Source organism: Citrobacter sp. Cpo030 (assembly GCF_030333005.1).
Taxonomy (GTDB): domain Bacteria; phylum Pseudomonadota; class Gammaproteobacteria; order Enterobacterales; family Enterobacteriaceae; genus Citrobacter; species Citrobacter portucalensis.
Window position 1 is genome coordinate 189,201 of the sequence record NZ_JAOWGT010000067.1, and the last position, 18,410, is coordinate 207,610.

At 52.5% G+C, this 18,410-nt stretch carries 16 protein-coding genes; 6 read left to right on the forward strand and 10 right to left on the reverse strand.

What is annotated here, in order from left to right:
• Window positions 1-55: 55 nt before the first annotated feature.
• Window positions 56-943 carry a threonine/homoserine exporter RhtA gene (rhtA, locus tag OGY37_RS13895; protein ID WP_148362222.1) on the reverse strand — a complete coding sequence of 296 codons (888 nt, stop codon included), beginning with the start codon at window positions 941-943 and terminating at the stop codon, window positions 56-58.
• A 411-nt stretch (window positions 944-1,354) separates the two neighbouring features.
• On the opposite strand from rhtA, the gene ompX reads away from it, so the two are divergent.
• Window positions 1,355-1,870 (forward strand): outer membrane protein OmpX, encoded by a 516-nt coding sequence (gene ompX / locus OGY37_RS13900; RefSeq protein WP_003831579.1) that lies wholly within the window; start codon window positions 1,355-1,357, stop codon window positions 1,868-1,870.
• Between the two features lie 120 nt (window positions 1,871-1,990).
• On the opposite strand, the gene OGY37_RS13905 is transcribed toward ompX, so the two are convergent.
• Both OGY37_RS13905 and mntS read right to left on the reverse strand, forming a co-directional pair.
• Window positions 1,991-3,571 (reverse strand): phosphoethanolamine transferase, encoded by a 1,581-nt coding sequence (locus OGY37_RS13905; RefSeq protein WP_126318725.1) that lies wholly within the window; start codon window positions 3,569-3,571, stop codon window positions 1,991-1,993.
• A 276-nt stretch (window positions 3,572-3,847) separates the two neighbouring features.
• A complete protein-coding gene (mntS, locus tag OGY37_RS13910; RefSeq protein WP_003831584.1) occupies window positions 3,848-3,976 on the reverse strand; it encodes a manganase accumulation protein MntS in 129 nt (42 codons plus the stop codon).
• A gap of 186 nt (window positions 3,977-4,162) precedes the next feature.
• Here mntS and mntR point away from each other — a divergent pair, with 186 nt between their 5' ends.
• Complete coding sequence (mntR, locus tag OGY37_RS13915) at window positions 4,163-4,636, forward strand: manganese-binding transcriptional regulator MntR (RefSeq protein WP_003831586.1); 474 nt, start codon at window positions 4,163-4,165, stop codon at window positions 4,634-4,636.
• The gene (locus OGY37_RS13920; protein ID WP_003831588.1) at window positions 4,633-5,742 is read left to right on the forward strand and encodes an anion transporter; all 1,110 of its coding nucleotides are present in this window, start codon (window positions 4,633-4,635) and stop codon (window positions 5,740-5,742) included. The genes mntR and OGY37_RS13920 overlap by 4 nt, the downstream gene beginning before the upstream one ends.
• Before the next feature lie 94 nt (window positions 5,743-5,836).
• Here OGY37_RS13920 and ldtB read toward each other — a convergent pair whose 3' ends face one another.
• Window positions 5,837-6,757, reverse strand: coding sequence for a L,D-transpeptidase (gene ldtB, locus OGY37_RS13925; protein ID WP_063940654.1), 921 nt, complete (start codon window positions 6,755-6,757; stop codon window positions 5,837-5,839).
• Window positions 6,758-6,985: 228 nt separating this feature from the next.
• Between ldtB and OGY37_RS13930 the strand changes: the two genes are divergently transcribed.
• Complete coding sequence (locus OGY37_RS13930) at window positions 6,986-8,578, forward strand: ABC-F family ATPase (RefSeq protein WP_032934551.1); 1,593 nt, start codon at window positions 6,986-6,988, stop codon at window positions 8,576-8,578.
• A gap of 78 nt (window positions 8,579-8,656) precedes the next feature.
• Here OGY37_RS13930 and OGY37_RS13935 read toward each other — a convergent pair whose 3' ends face one another.
• The 4 genes from OGY37_RS13935 to OGY37_RS13950 all read right to left on the reverse strand — a co-directional run bounded on the left by OGY37_RS13935 (window position 8,657) and on the right by OGY37_RS13950 (window position 14,449).
• Window positions 8,657-9,919 carry a DUF1479 domain-containing protein gene (locus OGY37_RS13935; RefSeq protein ID WP_286621027.1) on the reverse strand — a complete coding sequence of 421 codons (1,263 nt, stop codon included), beginning with the start codon at window positions 9,917-9,919 and terminating at the stop codon, window positions 8,657-8,659.
• A 152-nt stretch (window positions 9,920-10,071) separates the two neighbouring features.
• Window positions 10,072-10,887, reverse strand: coding sequence for a Cof-type HAD-IIB family hydrolase (locus OGY37_RS13940; protein WP_126318719.1), 816 nt, complete (start codon window positions 10,885-10,887; stop codon window positions 10,072-10,074).
• Window positions 10,888-11,111: 224 nt separating this feature from the next.
• The gene (locus tag OGY37_RS13945; protein ID WP_286621029.1) at window positions 11,112-13,544 is read right to left on the reverse strand and encodes a glycyl radical protein; all 2,433 of its coding nucleotides are present in this window, start codon (window positions 13,542-13,544) and stop codon (window positions 11,112-11,114) included.
• 5 nt (window positions 13,545-13,549) lie between these two features.
• Window positions 13,550-14,449: a glycyl-radical enzyme activating protein gene (locus OGY37_RS13950; protein ID WP_126318715.1), complete on the reverse strand. Its 900-nt coding sequence runs from the start codon at window positions 14,447-14,449 to the stop codon at window positions 13,550-13,552.
• 132 nt (window positions 14,450-14,581) lie between these two features.
• Here OGY37_RS13950 and fsa point away from each other — a divergent pair, with 132 nt between their 5' ends.
• The gene (gene fsa / locus OGY37_RS13955; protein WP_191235644.1) at window positions 14,582-15,244 is read left to right on the forward strand and encodes a fructose-6-phosphate aldolase; all 663 of its coding nucleotides are present in this window, start codon (window positions 14,582-14,584) and stop codon (window positions 15,242-15,244) included.
• An 86-nt stretch (window positions 15,245-15,330) separates the two neighbouring features.
• On the opposite strand, the gene moeB is transcribed toward fsa, so the two are convergent.
• Window positions 15,331-16,080, reverse strand: a complete 750-nt coding sequence (moeB, locus tag OGY37_RS13960; protein WP_003831603.1) for a molybdopterin-synthase adenylyltransferase MoeB — start codon at window positions 16,078-16,080, stop codon at window positions 15,331-15,333.
• Window positions 16,080-17,315: a molybdopterin molybdotransferase MoeA gene (moeA, locus tag OGY37_RS13965; protein WP_008784221.1), complete on the reverse strand. Its 1,236-nt coding sequence runs from the start codon at window positions 17,313-17,315 to the stop codon at window positions 16,080-16,082. Before moeA ends, moeB begins: the two co-directional genes overlap by 1 nt.
• 174 nt (window positions 17,316-17,489) lie before the next feature.
• On the opposite strand from moeA, the gene OGY37_RS13970 reads away from it, so the two are divergent.
• A complete protein-coding gene (locus OGY37_RS13970) occupies window positions 17,490-18,278 on the forward strand; it encodes an aminoglycoside adenylyltransferase family protein (RefSeq protein ID WP_286614754.1) in 789 nt (262 codons plus the stop codon).
• Window positions 18,279-18,410: the final 132 nt, after the last annotated feature.

The window sequence follows — 18,410 nt, forward strand, 5'->3', positions numbered from 1 at the left end:
GATTTACAATTGGATATTCTGCATGATTATGCAAACCATGCAGAATATTACGTGGTTAATTCACGTCGACTTGTTTTATTTGTGGCTCTTTACGAATAGTGAGCGTAGAGCCCATTGATGCGACAATAATAGCGCCCAGAGCGAGCGTCTGGATAAGCGTCAGCGTTTCACCGAGGAAGATCATTCCGGAAATCGCGGCCAGCGCGGGTTCCATGCTCATCAATGTACCGAAAGTACGCGTAGGCAGGCGCGTCAACGCAATCATCTCCAGTGAATAGGGAAGCGCAGTAGAGAGGACTGCAATGGCCAGACCTAACGGCAGAATGGACCAGTGCCACAGGGCATCTCCGGCCTGGAGTGCGCCGATTGGTACAAATACCAGTGCTGCAATAAATGACCCTACCGCGACGGTCGCAGGACCGTGTTCCGCGCCGGCTCGCTGCCCGGTAAGAATATAGATGGCCCAGCAGGCACCAGCCCCCAGCGCCAGTGCAGCACCCGTTAAATCTACGTGAGAAACGTCCTGACCCAGAGGCAGCAGGAACCAAAGCCCGAGCACTGCCAACGCAACCCAAATGAAATCCACCGGGCGTCGGGATGAAAACAGCGCTACCGCGAGCGGGCCGGTAAATTCCAGCGCCACGGCGATTCCCAGTGGGACGGTTTGGATTGACAGGTAGAAAAGGTAGTTCATCCCGCCCAGAGACAGGCCATAAAACAGTAGCGGCAGGCGTTGTTCTTTGGCGAATCGTAAACGCCAGGGCTTAAAGAAAGTGATAAGAATGAGCGTACCCAGCGCAAGGCGCAGCGCGGTAACGCCTGGCGCACCGACGAGTGGGAACAACGATTTTGCCAGTGATGCTCCGCTTTGAATGGAGGACATAGCAATAAGCAAAACCAAAATAGGCAACCAGACTGGCGCTTTACGTGACAACCCCGGCATCCTTTCTCCTGTCAAATGATGATTACACATTTCCATCTGTGCCACGCTTCAGCATTGTTACGACGCAGATGATTTTATGTATAGAAAAGTAAAACAGCGAGTGTAATGGAATTACGCTCAACTGGTTGAGTATTCGTTGAAAAAAAAATTGCTCAGTTCCGTACAATGGCATGAAAACGATGGATTAATAATCTGTGTGATTAGGAATGTTCTGGATGAATGTGCCATATTGTGCGCGCAATAATGGTATTTTCAATTGAAAAAGTGATGTTAATTGAAAGAGATAGCGGGTTTTTGAAATGTTCTGTTACATGAAAGACCCCGTTAGACATCGCGAATCGCAAAGAGTTTCCCATCAATTTTTGGTATATTTAAAACTTAAGATTTACTTGAAGCACATTTGAGGTGGTTATGAAAAAAATTGCATGTCTTTCAGCACTGGCCGCTGTTCTGGCTTTCTCCGCAGGTACTGCTGTAGCTGCTACTTCTACCGTTACCGGTGGTTACGCTCAGAGCGATGCTCAGGGCGCAGCGAACAAAATGAACGGTTTCAACCTGAAGTATCGCTACGAGCAGGACAACAACCCGCTGGGTGTTATCGGTTCCTTCACTTACACTGAAAAAGATCGTACCGATGCTTCTGGCGACTACAACAAAACCCAATACTACGGCATCACTGCTGGTCCGGCTTACCGTCTGAACGACTGGGCAAGCATCTACGGCGTTGTGGGTGTTGGTTACGGTAAATTCCAGAACGTAGAATCTTCGACTTACAACCACAGCACCAGCGACTACGGTTTCTCTTATGGTGCGGGCCTGCAGTTCAACCCGATCGAAAACGTTGCTCTGGACTTCTCCTACGAGCAGAGCCGTATTCGTAGCGTTGACGTTGGCACCTGGATTGCTGGCGTGGGTTACCGCTTCTAATCACTTCGGTGATATGAAAAATCCGCCTCTTGGGGCGGATTTTTTTTGTCTGTAATCCTGGAAGGAAGTTCGTTGTAGGCCGGATAAGACACAGTGCGTCTTATACGGCCTACAAGCGTATTATTTGGTTGAGAAAATATCGGTACCCAGATGGTTGTAGTCCACCTTCTGCAGTTTGAAGTTGGTGATGTACACCGGCCCGGCTTTTTTCTCTGAGATAAAGCGGTAGCTGTTGGTGATTTCCTTTGCGCTGATCCCTGTCCACTGCGAGAAAAAACTGAGGAAATCATTGGCGGAGCGACGGGCTTTAATCACCCGATGCGCTTTATCATCGCTCGAAAGCACCATGAAAGGCACCTGGAAATTCTGCTGGAACTGATCGTCATGCGCCAGGTACTGCACCTCTTTTCCCCGCTCTTTAAACGCGAGGCCATGATCGGAGAAATAGACCATCGAGAAGCTATTACCGCTGTTACGTAACTGCTCGTAAAGCTGGCGAAGCAGGTCATCCGTCTGCGTCATGGTGTACAGATAACAAGATGTCTCTTTTGACTGGACGAAAGTCTCGTATTTACCCTGTGTTCGGTCACAGGCCTGCGGATGCGAGCCCATTAAATGCAGCACGATGAGCTGTGGCTGAGTGCGCTCGGTTGCCAGCACCTGGGCAGTCATCTTCAACAGCGCTTCGTCACGGGTGTTTTTATCCGCTTCGAAGTCACCGCTTTTGAGGAACTGAACCTCATCAGCGCGCTTCGCAATGCTGGCGATGGCCGTATCGTATTCACCAATCTGTCCCTGATTGGAAAACCACCATGTCTGGAAGCCCGCACGGTTAGCCAGGGTGACAAAGTTATCCTGGAACTGGGGTTTATTATCCACTACCCGATTAAGCGTTAAGCCGAGCGATTTTTGCGTTGAACCGCTGGCAGCAATGTAATCCGCGAAGATATAGCCGTTAACGGAGCTGGCAAACGGGGTGTTATCCCAGTGACCGCCAAACGCGCCTAACGCATCGCGGCGGGCGCTTTCACCGATCACCACGACGTAGGTGTGATACTTCGGTTTAACGGCGGTTACCGTCCAGCTGTCTTTTACGCTCGACAGTTTCGCCATACGCTCTTGTTCGTCGAGCACTTCGTTGTTATTGACGATAACGTCCTTGGCGAAACGGAAAACCGGATAGCCAGTATCTTTCAGCTTGAACACGCCGCCCCAGGCCAGGTTTTGTACCGGGGTAACAAAGAATGCGACAACGCTAAACAGCAAACAAATGCTGTCGAACTTATTCCAGCTGCGCTGCTGCACATCTTTTTTACGGCGTACGGCGATAACGCCAAGGGCAAAAATAAACACTCCAACCAGATAACTGTACCAGGGGAAGATGGTCAGGATCTCGGTTGACTCTTCCATATTGGTTGAGTGCAGCGCCAGTAAGGTATTGAAGTTCGGTGAGCCGTAAGCCTGGCCGAACGGAAAATACATTGCCGCAACGAGTGAGCAAATGCCAATCAGTGCTTTCTGCGCGCGCGGCGCGCTACGCCACAGCAGCATCAATATACAGGTGAAAGCAACGCTATAGAGCAGGCTAAGTGGATAGCCCAGTGCAAGGTTGATCAGCAGAGACTGTAAGAAATAGAGGCCAGTCCACGGACTAATTGCCCGGCTACGAGCAATGATTGAATCTTTGAGGGTTAAATTCATATGCCACTGTTACAAAAACGCCATGTGCTTACCCTGGCGCTAAGGGTCATTGCCTGCCTGAGAGAGCGAGAAGAGGGATAGGGTCCGCATCCGCGAGCCGCAATATACGCAGGGCTGCGAAAAGATAGAGTGTGCGCAAGAGAAGGTCAACTACTACAAAGAAATTGTTTTGCGAGGGACGTGGCAAAACTGACAAAAAGAAGGGTTATTGAGACGAAAACCACCACCGTACCCGGATGACGGTAGGAAAATGAAGCGGCGTACCGCGACGCCGCATTATTTTTCTGAAGGTTTATCCTGCTCTGGTTTGCTGTTAATCATGTCACACAGCATAGAGATCAGCATCAACCGTACTTTAAAGGGAGAGTGGCTAAACACGCGTATACACCTCTTAAATTCATTCATGTAAACCTCCTGACTTCACGATCCCATCAGTCCTTGAGGGATGTCTTTATTATATACAGATATAGCACAGGCTATATTATATAGCTATTGCTAAAACGTTAATTTTTTGTGCCCACGCAACTCTGGTTTACAATGAGCGCTCTCTAATCAGATGCCGTTAACGCGTCACAGTAACGAGGAAGCAGAATGAGTCGTCGCGCAGGTATGCCAACAACAAAAAAAGTGACGCAATTGGTGAATGTCGAAGAACACGTTGAAGGATTTCGTCAGGTCCGGGAGGCGCATCGCCGCGAACTGATTGATGACTACGTAGAGCTGATTTCCGATCTCATTATTGAGGTGGGTGAAGCGCGCCAGGTGGATATGGCAGCGCGACTTGGGGTTTCTCAGCCGACGGTTGCTAAAATGCTTAAGCGCCTTGCTTCAGTCGGATTGATTGAAATGATTCCGTGGCGTGGGGTGTTTTTAACCGCAGAAGGTGAACGACTAGCCCAGGAGAGCCGGGAACGTCATCAGATTGTGGAAAATTTCCTGTTGATGTTAGGCATCAGCCCGGAAATTGCCCGTCGCGACGCGGAGGGGATGGAGCATCACGTCAGTAAGGAAACGCTGGAGGCTTTTAGCCGGTTTACGCAACAGCAAGGAACTGGCTCTGAATGAGTTTTCCTTTATTACGTGCCTTACAGCGCGATCGTTTTTTCCAGCTGTTAATCATCGTTGGGGTTGTACTGAGTCTGTTCACGCCATTTACGCCCCGGTCCTGGCCAGGGGCGATTGACTGGCACACGATTATCACGCTTAGCGGCCTGATGTTACTGACCAAAGGCGTAGAGCTAAGCGGTTATTTCGATGTGTTAGGGCGCAAGATGACCCGCCGCTTCAAAACAGAGCGCCAGCTGGCGATATTTATGGTGCTGGCGGCGGCGTTGTTGTCGACGTTTCTGACCAACGACGTTGCATTGTTTATTGTTGTTCCGCTAACCATCACGCTGAAAAAATTATGTGCCATTCCGGTGAATCGCCTGATTATCTTTGAGGCGCTGGCGGTAAATGCCGGATCGTTGCTCACGCCAATAGGCAATCCACAAAACATTCTGATGTGGGGACGCTCAGGCTTATCGTTTACCGCGTTTACCTGGCAAATGGCGCCGCTTGCGGGGGCCATGATGCTGACGCTGGTGGTGCTGTGCTGGTTCAGTTTCCCGCCTAAAGCGTTGCACTATCATACCGGTACGCGCGCACCTGACTGGCAACCACGCCTGGTATGGAGCTGTCTGGCGCTGTATATCGTCTTCCTTGCGGCGCTGGAGTTAAAGCAAGAGCTGTGGGGGCTGGCGATTGTGGCGGCAGGGTTCATGGTGCTGGCGCGTCGCGTGATCCTCAGCGTGGACTGGACGTTGCTGTTAGTGTTTATGGCGATGTTCATTGATGTGCATTTGCTGACGCAGCTCCCGGCCTTGCAGGGGATTACCCACCAGATTGGCACGCTCTCAGCACCGGGACTTTGGTTAACGGCTATTGGCTTGTCGCAGTTTATCAGTAATGTGCCCAGTACGATTTTGCTGCTGAACTATGTCCCGCCGACGCTGCTGCTGGCCTGGGCGGTTAATGTGGGCGGCTTTGGGCTGTTGCCGGGATCGCTGGCGAATCTCATTGCGTTACGGATGGCAAACGACCGACGGATCTGGTGGCGTTTTCATTGGTATTCGGTACCGATGCTGATATGGGCGGCGCTGGTGGGGTATGGTTTGCTGCTGTTGATGTAATTGATGTGGTGTGCCGGATGGCAGCTGGCGCCTAATCCGGCCTACTGCGTTGGTAGGCCCGATAAGCGTAGCGCTATCGGGCATATATAGCAGATTAGTTCAGACGAACCGGCATACCTGAACGGTTCTGTACCGCCTGCTCAACGACGGCCTGATCGACGTCAGACTGGCCGGTGATGCTGGTAATGCTCTTGGTCAGGGTAATCGGTACGATTTCTCCGCCTTCGAACTGTGCTTCAGTCGTAGACAGTGGGTTATGTACTTCGATGTAACGGCTGCCGTCTGGTTCGGTAGTGGCTTTTACCGGCTCATCGATAAACTGTACGCGGGTGCCGACTGGCACATTTTCAAACAGGAATTTGATGTCGTCGTTACGCAGACGCACGCAACCGTGGCTGACGCGTAAGCCTACGCCGAAGTTAGCATTGGTGCCGTGGATAGCATACAGGCGACCGATATACAGCGCGTACAGACCCATCGGGTTATCCGGACCCGCCGGAACAACGGCTGGCAGCGGCTCGCCTGCAGCGCGGTATTCCGCATGCATTTTCGCCGTTGGCGTCCAGGTTGGGCCCGCTTTTTTACGTTCTACTTTGGTGGTCCAGTTGATTGGCGTGTCTTTGCCCAGCTGGCCGATACCGATCGGCAGAACAATTACGGTGTTGGTGCCTTTCGGGTAGTAGTACAGACGCATTTCAGCGCTGTTGATAACAATACCTTCATGCACAGTATCCGGCAGGATCAACTGCTGAGGAATGTTCAGCACGGTGCCGCCTTTCGGCAGGAAGGTATCCACGCCCGGGTTGGCTTCCAGCATGTTAGACAGACCCATCTGGTACTCTGCCGCATAGTATTCCAGCGGCTGGGTGTTGCCTTCAGGAATGGTGATAACCTGGTTTTGGCCAATTAAACGACTACCATCGGTAGGCAGCGGGTACGTGACGGCTGAAGCAGTGTTACAAAAACCAACTACCGCGAGCGCCGCCGCGAAAAGCGTTGTCAATTTCATATTCATTTTTGCGAGATTCTGAAGCCAAGCAGGCTAGTGGGTTGAGATTTATGTAGTGTTGGGCACGCATTATATGTGCATTCTGAGCAACAAGGAATTCGGATGTGTACTAAATCACATTTTTTTCCTTTTGCTTTCACTTTATCTGTGCAGCATGAACGGCGCGATCTTATTGCAGACTTATGGCATAATAAGCGGTTTGTCACATATTTCTTTCTCTTTCAGGATACGCCTGTGTTAGTTTCCAGCAACGTCACTATGCAGTTCGGCAGTAAGCCGCTGTTTGAAAATATTTCCGTCAAGTTTGGCGGCGGCAATCGTTACGGCCTGATTGGCGCGAACGGTAGCGGTAAATCCACCTTTATGAAAATTCTCGGCGGCGACCTCGAACCGACGCTGGGTAACGTTTCACTCGATCCGAACGAGCGCATCGGTAAGCTGCGTCAGGATCAGTTCGCCTTTGAAGAGTTCACCGTGCTTGACACCGTTATTATGGGTCATGCTGAACTGTGGGAAGTGAAGCAGGAGCGCGATCGTATCTACGGCCTGGCCGAGATGAGCGAAGAAGACGGCTATAAAGTGGCTGACCTCGAAGTTCAGTATGGCGAAATGGACGGCTACTCTGCGGAAGCGCGTGCGGGTGAACTGCTGCTGGGCGTAGGCATTCCGGTAGAACAGCATTACGGCCCGATGAGCGAAGTCGCGCCCGGCTGGAAGCTGCGTGTGCTTCTGGCGCAGGCGCTGTTCTCTAACCCGGACATTCTGCTGCTCGACGAACCAACGAACAACCTGGATATCGACACCATTCGCTGGCTGGAGCAGACGCTGAACGAGCGTGACAGCACCATGATCATCATTTCGCACGACCGTCACTTCCTGAACATGGTCTGTACGCACATGGCGGATCTGGACTACGGCGAACTGCGTGTTTATCCGGGTAATTACGACGAATACATGACGGCGGCAACCCAGGCGCGTGAACGTCTGCTGGCCGATAACGCCAAGAAGAAAGCACAGATTGCCGATCTGCAATCCTTCGTCAGCCGCTTTAGCGCCAACGCGTCTAAATCTCGACAGGCGACTTCTCGTGCGCGTCAGATTGATAAGATTAAGCTCGACGAAGTGAAAGCGTCCAGCCGTCAGAACCCGTTTATCCGCTTCGAACAGGATAAGAAACTGTTCCGTAACGCGCTGGAAGTGGAAGCGCTGGCGAAAGGTTTTGATGAAGGCCCGCTGTTTAAAAACTTCAACCTGCTGCTGGAAGTAGGGGAGAAGGTTGCCATCATTGGTGCCAACGGCGTGGGTAAATCCACTATGCTGAAAACGTTGGTTGGCGACTTGCAGCCGGACAACGGTACCGTTAAGTGGTCTGAAAACGCCCAGGTCGGTTACTACGCGCAGGATCATGAATACGAGTTCGAAAACGATCTGACTGTTTTCGAATGGATGAGCCAGTGGAAACAAGAAGGCGATGATGAGCAGGTAGTACGTAGCTTCCTTGGCCGTCTGCTGTTCAGCCAGGACGATATCAAGAAACCTGCGAAAGTGCTCTCCGGTGGTGAAAAAGGACGCATGCTGTTCGGTAAACTGATGATGCAGAAACCGAATATCCTGGTTATGGATGAACCGACCAACCACCTGGATATGGAATCTATCGAGTCGCTGAACATGGCGCTGGAAATGTACCAGGGCACGCTGATCTTCGTTTCTCACGACCGTGAGTTCGTCAGTTCGCTGGCAACCCGCGTGATTGAAATTACGCCAGAACGTGTAATTGACTTCACCGGTAACTACGAAGATTACCTGCGTAGCAAAGGCGTCGAATAATTATCCCGTCGTTCTCGTGTTACAGGTGTGATGGTTGCACCTGTAACACGGGATACTTAGGGATAAGGGTATATAAAATTAAACAATCCCCAGCGCGCGTTTACCGTGTATATTCAAATCCTCCAGCGTGAAGCGTCCTTCCCAGTTAGTTTCATAATCCTCCCGTGGAAAATCACCCGGCGACGCACCCTTTTCCAGCGCGACCTTCACTTTGTGGGCGTAGGCCAGATTCTTTTCGCACATCGGTGCGGCAGGAATGTACATCACGTTACCCCAACCCTGCTGATTTTCCACCGGTGCGACGGAGTGAATCACATCACAATGCCACCAGACGGAGTCTCCGGCGTCCAGTTGTGGAATGCTGGTTAGCGCTTCAATCAGCAGCGGATGCCATTGCGTGGAAATCGGCAGCACCCGGCCGGGCGCGACGCCGCAAAGTTCATCTTCTGGCACATCGTCAAGCAATGGGCGTAACAGTACATACGCCATCGCTTCAGGGATCGGGACCACATGCAACAATCCCTGACCTGGCAGCATATCGGACAGTGCAGTCCAGCCCTGGAAGGTACGGAATACCGAACATTTGGTGGTGTTATCCACCGTGTACTCTTCTACCTCGGTGCGATGCGCCGCCTGCCACGGATCGTAATCTTCCAGCTTGCCATTGAATACATGAGCAAAGACCTGCTGATATGCCGGAAGAAGCCAGCGTTCCAGCGCGCCGGAATCCGTATGCGCGCCCAGCCCTTTGGACGTGGTTCCCGGCGGTCGACGGCGAATGCGGTCAGGGTAAATAACGCTGACATCCGGGTTAAACCATTGTTTACCTTCGCTTGTAAAGGTCCACAAACGATTGAGAAACGACTGTGCATTGGCCATTTCTTCACTCTGGCGGGCCTGCATCTGCGCCTGGGACCAGTAGATGGGGTAGATTTCAGGTCGTGATGCGCTCAGGGTACCGAAGAAATTATCGCCTGGTCCTTTATAGACGTCGTCAAAGTGGTTGCGGTCCAGATAGTCCAGCATTGAGCTGTCCCAGCCGAGAGCCTGTTCGCGAGGGAAATGACCTTTAATAACCGCGCATCCGCGACGCTTAATTTCTTCACGCTGCTCTGCATTTACGTGGCCAGCTTTGATATTTGCATAAGATATCACTGGCCACACCGGGGCTCCCTGTGCTTTGAGGGCGTTGATTTCTGCCACGCGGGCGGCGATAGCGTCGCTCAACTGATTGAAGATCAACTGAACATCCCCAAGCTGTGCCCGCAGTTGCCGTTTCATCTGCCGGATTGCCGCTTTGTGATCGGCGGGCAGCGTGTCGCTGGTAAAAGTAAAAGCCATATCCACCTCGCATTAACTTTCATTCGAAACAAAAATAACTTACAGATGATAATATAAGTTAAAATTTAGTTAACGCAAGTTTAAAACTTGATGGAGTGAGCAAAATGGAAAAAGAGTGAAAACCGGGATGAGGGATACCCCGGTTGGCAGGATTAGACGTTAAAAGGGGAGGTGTTATCCAGCACTGCCTGAATTACGTTCAGCGCGCCCTGATGGTTGTTGTCGTCGGTCTGATAGCGAGCAATCGCTTTAATACTCTCTGCCGCGTTGGCCATGGCGAAAGAGTAGTGCGCCATTTTCAGCATTTCCGCGTCGTTGCCGCTATCGCCAATGGCGACTACGTTTTGCGGTGACAGGTTCCAGCGTTTAAGCAGGCGGCTGATCCCGTTGGCTTTATGTAAGCCCGGAATGATCAGATCGATAAACCCGAAGCCGCTGGTGACGGGCTTCATGATGCCGTCCAGCGCAGCATGCAGGTGATCGATAACCAATGGGATTTGTTGGTCCGGTAAATTTAGCGAGAACTTGAACAGCACATCGTCGATATCCTGATAATCTTTTACAGGTTTCAGGCGATGGTAGTGTTTTGACATCAATGCGACAAAGGACTCCGGCGCATTTTCGCTAACGTAAGCGCTTTGCAGCCCACAAGCCACAAAGTTGAGCTGCTTATCTTTTAGCAGTTCACCAATGACAATACGGGACTCGTGGCGGGTTAGCTCGCCGTGAAATAGCTGTTTGCCATGTTCAAAAACTAACGCCCCGTTCTCGGCGACAAAGGAAATTTCCTCTTTGAGCTCCGGGAAAAAGGAGATCAGCTGGTAATACTGGTTGCCGCTGGCCACGACAAATTCAATATTTCGTTTTTTCAGTTCCTGATACTGCGCCATAAAACGTGCACGATCGTATTTCTTGGCGTCGTCGAGAAAAGTTCCGTCCATATCGGTGACGATAACTTTGATGGTCATAAAGATAGGCTCCTGGCGATTACTGCAACCAGAAACATTCTAATAACAATGTGACCTGTAGCACAAATTTAATTTCGAATGAAAGTAAAAAGCCGGGTGGTAGCTTCGCCTTACCCGGCTACGGGGAGAATCGTTGTAGGCCGGATAAGCGTCAGCGCATCCGGGAATGGGGAGGGTAGCGTGCCGGATGGTGGTGCGGAATCTCATCCGGCCGACAATATTGTTTACAGCATATGTTCAGTACGCGCGATGATGTCGTCTTGCGCATCCGGAGAAAGCGCAGTAAAGAAGGCGGAATAACCTGCTACACGGACCACCAGGTCACGATATTGATCCGGGTGTTTTTTGGCTTCCAGCAGCGTTTCACGGGAGACAATGTTGTACTGAATATGCCAGCCTTTGTGCTCTTCGAAGAAGGTGCGCAGCAGGATCATCAGCTTTTGCTTATCGGATTCATTTTCCAGCGTGGCCGGGTTGAGCTTCTGATTTAACAGCACGCCGCCAAGAATCGAACCGGTCGGCAGTTTACCCACCGAACCAATTACCGCCGTTGGGCCGAGATGGTCAGTACCGGAAGCCGGACTGGCGCCTTCTGCCAGTGGAGTGTGTGCTTTACGGCCATCCGGCGTTGCCATCGTTGCTGCGCCAAAAGGCACGTTTGCAGAAATAGACGAGGTCCCGGCGTAGTAATTGCCGCCAACCGGGCCACGTCCGTAACGCGGATTATGATACTGTTTCAGTTCATCGATATAGGTCTGATAAGCGCGGGCCAGCAGCGTATCAACGCTATCGTCATCGTTACCGTATTTCGGCGCGCCGTTGATCAGTCGTTGGCGTAACTGCTCATGGGTCAGACCGTCAAAATCATCGGCCAGCGCGGCGGCCAGCTGTTGTTGACCGATAGCGCCCTGTTCAAAGACCAGTTTCTTCACTGCAGCCAGGCTGTTACCGAGGTTGGCAATACCCACCTGCAAACCCGATACCCAGTCATACTTCGCGCCGCCTTGCTTAATGCTTTTCGCCCGCTCAATGCAGTCGTCTACCAGCGCGGAGCACAGAATATCGTGCACGTTCTCTTCCAGCATGGTATCGACGACATACTTAATTTCGATGGATTTACGCGTGTAGTAGCGGATCTGTGTATCCCAGGCGTCCATCACTTCGTCGAAATTGTTGAAGTTACCGGCTGAGAGCGCTTTTTCCTGTGGCAGAAAGACTTTGCCACTGGTGGCATCGCGCCCACCTTCCAGTGCCGCCAGCATCACGCGGGCAAAGTTAATAAAGCTCATGCCGGTGCAACGATAGCCCCATTTCCCGCCAACAGCAGTTTCGATACATCCAATAGCCGCATAGTCATAGGCGTCCTGCGGTTCAATGCCCAGCTTAATGAATTCCGGTATGACGATTTCATCGTTGTTAAAGGCGGGCATCCCGAAGCCGCAGCGGATCACCTGCACGCAGGCATCGAGGAAGTCATTACTCATCCCCGCGTGATAACGCACGCTCAGGTTTGGCTGCGTAGAACGCAGGCGGCCGCAGGACTCCAGAATGGCGTAGGAGAGCGGGTTGACGGCATCCATCGGCTGACCGTTGACCAGGTTTTGACCACCAATGGTCACGTTCTGATACAGCGGACTGCCCGCCGAGGCTTTCGAATGGGAGCCGGAACGGATTTTGTTCACTTCCAGCAGTTTTAACCAGCAGCTGTGCAACAGTTCAATAGCGTGCTCACGATCAAGGCTCTGGTTCAGTTCGACGTCGCGACGATAGAATGGGTAGAGGTATTGATCCATACGACCAAACGACACCGAGTGACCGTTAGATTCAATTTGCAGGATCAACTGGATGAAATAGCACAGCTGCAGCGCCTGCCAGAATGTTTTTGGCGGCTCATGGGCGATAACATCACAGTTTTCCGCCATGGTCAGCAGTTCATCTCGACGACTGGCGCGAGTTTCTGTGGATGCCATTTTACGTGCCAGCGCGGCAAAGCGCTCAATGTGCAGGCTGACGGCCTCCAGCACGATATCTATCGCTTTCAGGAACTGATCGCCATGGAGGTCTTCCAGACATGTCAGATTGATGCGGGAGCGACGTTCATCGACTTTGTGACGCAGGCCGTCGAGACCTTTTTCCAGCAGCAGCGGGAAGTTTACCGCCAGGTGCGCGTCGCCGGAGGTCATGTTACCTTCGGCTTTGATAATGCCGGTTTCCAGCAGCCCTTTCTGCTCATCAGTGAACATCCCGTAGCAGCGATCCTGCACGGTTTGACCACGCCACCATGGGCACACCTCATGCAATACACGTTTGTTCTCTTCGCTTACCGCAAATCCTGCACCCGGTCTGTCGGCGAGGTCGTCGATCTCTTTTTCAATCCAGGAGACGGTGTATTCCGGGAAAATAGGCGCGGCACGCACTTCGCTTGCCTGGTTACCAATGATCAGTTCGTCATGTTTGATCCAGATGGTGCGTTCCGCCAGATGATGGGCTAGTGCCAGTGCGCGACGTACCGGGATAGGCTTATCCAGGTGTTGCTGATACATCTCGGTATAGTGCTGGGCGCGCTCGGTACAAACCGGTGGTTTCACGATGTGGATCAGGGCCGTTTTATGCGCTTTGATACGGTCGCTGAGTGTGTCCAGTTTCAGAGTGGTCATGGCGATTATCCTCGTAGGGTCGCGGTTAAACCTTTAAGGCTGGCGTACTGCTGGGCAAATTCGAGCAGTGCTGGCGCATCAAGCGGTTTATCCGGTGCGTTGTAGGGTTGACTGAGTAAGTGGTATTTGTTGATGCCCAGGGTGTGGTAGGGCAAGAAATGGATCTCACCGACGTGAAGCTCATCGGCGGCAAAATCGGTAATGGCCTGAATAGCGGCTTCGTCTGCGTTGAATCCCTGAATCAGCGGCACGCGGATAATCATTTTTTTACCGGCGGCGGCCAGTTTTTTTAGATTTTCCAGTACGCGAGAGGCGCTGCCATCGGTCCACTGTTTAAACGGCGCATCGGCTACATGTTTTAAATCAGCCAGGAACAGATCGATGTAAGACAGTGACGGTTCAATATACTTCCACGGGACATGCAGACAGGTTTCCACCGCGGTATGAATGCCTGCGTCGTGGCTGGCTTTGAGCAAAGCCGCTGCCAGCTCTGGCTGCATAAACGGTTCACCGCCGGACAGGGTGAGGCCTCCGCCACTGCGGTCGTAAAACGGTTTATCTCGCAATACGGTCGCCATGATATCGTCCACGCTTTTTATCTCTCCACAGACGGTTAACGCCTGAGTTGGACAGCAGTCGGTCAGCGCAGTGAGAGCGTCATCGGTCAGTTTTTCGCGATGAATCAGTAATCCGCCCAGCGCCCGTTCAATCACCGCGGGTGCCGCCTGAGCACAGAGATCGCAACCGTCGAGGCACAAACGCGCGTCATAAAGCAGGTCCTGCGTGCGGGCGCGGCTTTCCGGATTCTGGCACCACCGACAGCCCAGGGAGCATCCCTTAAGGAACACCACGGTACGAATACCGGGACCATCATGTGTGGAATAGCGCTGGATATTGAAAATCATAAGCGGCCTCATTTCTTTCGTATAAAGATTAAATTACTTTCGAATGAAAGTTATATTGACATGCGTCAACTAACCGTGAGGTTTCGCCGTGCTACCTTTTATTCATGCTAATTATTCGTTTGAGGAAAGGTTATGGAACTCTATTTAGATACGTCTGATGTTGATGCGGTAAAGGCTCTGGCACGCATTTTCCCGCTGGCAGGGGTGACCACTAACCCGAGCATTGTGGCGGCAGGGAATCAGACGCTGGAAGTACTACTGCCGCAACTGCAGGAAGCGATGGGAGGACAAGGCCGTCTGTTTGCTCAGGTGATGGCGACCACCGCCGAAGGGATGGTCAGCGATGCGCGTAAGCTGCGGGCAATCATTTCTAATATTGTGGTCAAAGTGCCGGTGACAGCAGAAGGTCTGGCGGCTATAAAATTGCTGAAAGAAGAAGGGATCCCGACGTTGGGTACTGCGGTATACGGTGCAGCTCAAGGGTTATTGGCTGCTCTGGCGGGTGCGGAATACGTTGCGCCATACGTTAACCGCGTGGATGCGCAAGGAGGGGATGGCATCCAGACGGTGACCGACCTGCAGACGTTACTGAAAATGCATGCCCCGCACGCCAAAGTACTGGCAGCCAGTTTTAAAACGCCGCGTCAGGCGCTGGATTGTCTGCTGGCGGGCTGCGAGTCCATCACGCTACCGCTGGATGTTGCTCAGCAGATGATTAGCTCTCCGGCAGTTGATGCTGCCGTCGCGAAGTTTGAGCATGACTGGCAGAGCGCATTTGGACGCACGTCGATCTGATGCTGTTACCGGATGGCGCTAACGCTTACCCGGCCTACGTTGGAGCCGTTGTAGGTCGGGTAAGGCGAAGCCGCCACCCGACTTTTTTACTGCCCGCAAACCTCACACCCCGGGTTGCGCATTAGCTTCATTTCGCGAAACTGGCAGGTCATGGCGTCGTACATGACGATTTTTCCAGACGCCGGTTTACCATAGTTTGCCAGCAACTTAATGGCCTCCATCGCCTGTAACGAGCCAATCACGCCGATCAGCGGGGCCATCACTCCTGCCTCGACGCAGGTCAGGGCGTTTTCACCGAACAGACGACTCAGGCAACGGTAGCATGGCTCTCCTTCCTGATACGTAAAGACGGTAATTTGTCCTTCCATGCGAATTGCCGCCCCAGAAACCAACGGAACCCTGGCGGCGAAGCATCCGGCATTCAGCTGATTGCGGATGCTGACGTTATCCGTACAGTCCAGCACCAAATCGTGCTCGGCGATCAGCGCGTGAATCTGGTTTTCTTCCAGCAGCGCATTCACTGGCGTAATGGCGATGTAAGGGTTAATCCGCGCCAGTGCGTCGCGGGCGGAGAGCACTTTGGGCTGTCCAACGGTCGCATCGCTGTGCAGCGTCTGGCGTTGGAGGTTTGACACTGAGACCGTGTCAAAGTCGAGCAGGGTTAAATGCCCGACGCCAGCGCCCGCAAGGTACTGGGTTGCTGCGCATCCCAGCCCCCCCAGACCAACGACCAGTACCCGCGCATCTTTGAGCGCTTCCTGACCTTCGAAATCGAAGCCGCGCAGAATGATTTGCCGGTTATAGCGCATCATCTCCTGGTCGCTGAGTTCTGCCATTACAGGCCTCCAAACAGTGCGTTAAACGGCTCGACCTCAACCCATTCTCCGGCCTCAACGTTACCGCGATCGCGCTCCAGCACGATAAAGCAGTTGCCCTGGCTAAAGGAGCTAAAAATATGCGAGCCCTGGTGTCCGGTGGTGGTGACTTCCAGTTCGCCTTCCGCAGTACGCTGCAATACACCACGTTGAAAATCCAGACGCCCTGGCGTTTTCTTCAGGCGTGAGGCGGTGCGCACGCGCTGGCGCGGAGGTAACCCACAGGCGGTGTTTCCGCTGAGTTTCGCCAGCAGCGGTTGCACCAGCTGATAAAAGGTGAGGGCCGCAGACACCGGGTTACCCGGCAGGCCGCAAAACCAGCTGTTGCTCAGTTTACCAAACGCGAACGGTTTACCCGGTTTGATGGCAAGCTTCCAGAAGGCAATTTCTCCCAGCTCTTCCAGAATGGTTTTGGTGTAATCCGCTTCGCCTACCGAAACGCCGCCAGAGCTGATGACGACGTCGGCCTGGCTGTCGGCTTCGATAAATGCGGCTCGCAGCGCGTTGGGATCGTCGCGAATAATTCCTAAGTTGATCACTTCGCAGCCCAACTGCTGCAGCATCAGGTGAACGGTCAGACGGTTTGTGTCATAAATCTGCCCGTCGCCCAGCGGTTGACCCGGCAGTTGCAGCTCATCACCGGTGGAGAACAACGCCACGCGAACTTTGCGAACGACCGGTACTTCGGCAATGCCGAGTGAGGCCAGAACCGGAAGCTCGGCGGTTGTCAGACGAGTTCCGGTGGGGAATACCACCGCGCCGTTTGCGATATCTTCACCGCGCAGACGAATATTTTGTCCGCTGCGGACCTCGGCGGTAAAACGCACACCGTCGTCAGTTTGTTCCGTTTGCTCCTGCATCACCACCGCTTCACAACCGGCAGGCACCGGGGCACCGGTCATAATGCGGATGCAGGTTCCCGCAGGCCACTCGCCGTGGAATGGTTGACCAGCAAAGGCTTTGCCAGCCACCGCAAGAGGCTGGTCTGATTGTAAATCGGCTAATCGCACCGCATAGCCATCCATTGCCGAGTTATCGAATCCCGGCACATCAATCGGGGAGATGACGTCGGTGGCCAGAATGCGGCCAAAGCATTGAACCAGCGGCAGCGTTTCGACGGCGGTGAGTGGGGTAATACGCGAAAGCATCTGAGAGAGAGCCGTTTCAAGCGGCATCAGTCCGGCGGTAAATTCCATGAGAAGACTCCTGCGGGGCAAAATCGAATCTGCTCATTATGTCAGAAAATGGACGCGGACAGTATGCTACCTCAGGCTTAGGATCCGATCTGAGACAGGTTTTCTGCCAGAGAATAGCGCTACAGGAAAAATGCAGTATAGACTCATTATTTCTGCTTTTTTCCAGGAGGCTAAATGGCTGCGATTATCCCGAATTCAATTCGACAACAGGTGAATGCCGCCAGTGCACTGATTGCGCGGATTATCGAGGGCGACCTGGTTGCTGTTCATTTGTATGGCTCTGCTGTTGAAGGTGGCTTAAAGCCCCAAAGCGATATCGATTTACTGGTTACCATTAGGCAGCCACTGAATACCCGGCAAAGAAAAGATCTGATGCAGGGTTTTCTGGAAATATCAGCACCGCCTGGCAGCGTTGATAACTATCGGGCGCTGGAAGTGACCATCGTGGTCTATTCACAACTTGTGCCGTGGCGATTCCCTCCGGCGAGAGAGATGCAGTTTGGCGAATGGTTGCGTGATGATATCTGCGCTGGCGTGTATGAACCGGCGCAGGTGGATCCTGATCTTTCCATCCTGCTGACCCAGGCCCGGCGCGCCAGCGTAGCGTTGTTCGGTGAACCCGCTGAGACGTTATTCAACGTCATCCCTTTTAGCGATGTCGTGCAAACATTACGGCATATCCTTGATATGTGGCAGAAACCGGGCGATTTAGAAGGTGACGAGCGAAATATCATCCTTACTCTGGCGCGTATTTGGTACAGCGTAGTTACGGGCAATATTGTCGCTAAAGATGAAGCCGCCTCCTGGCTTATACCGCAATTACCCGATGAGTATGCGGATACGCTGCAAGCTGCACGTGCGGAATACCTGGGGTTAACCAAAAAGAACTGGACTGCGTCTATGCCGTCTGTTGAACGCTTTGTGTTTTATGCAAAAAAACAGATTGCCGATCGGCTTGAATAATATATTCAACGATGTTGGAAGATACACTTTCTGTTTAACTCATTTAAATAACCTGATGGGATGGGGCGTGAGGTACGGGCCTTTACCTTTACATGACGTCTGCATCTTTCTATATTCAAAAATCGAATCAAT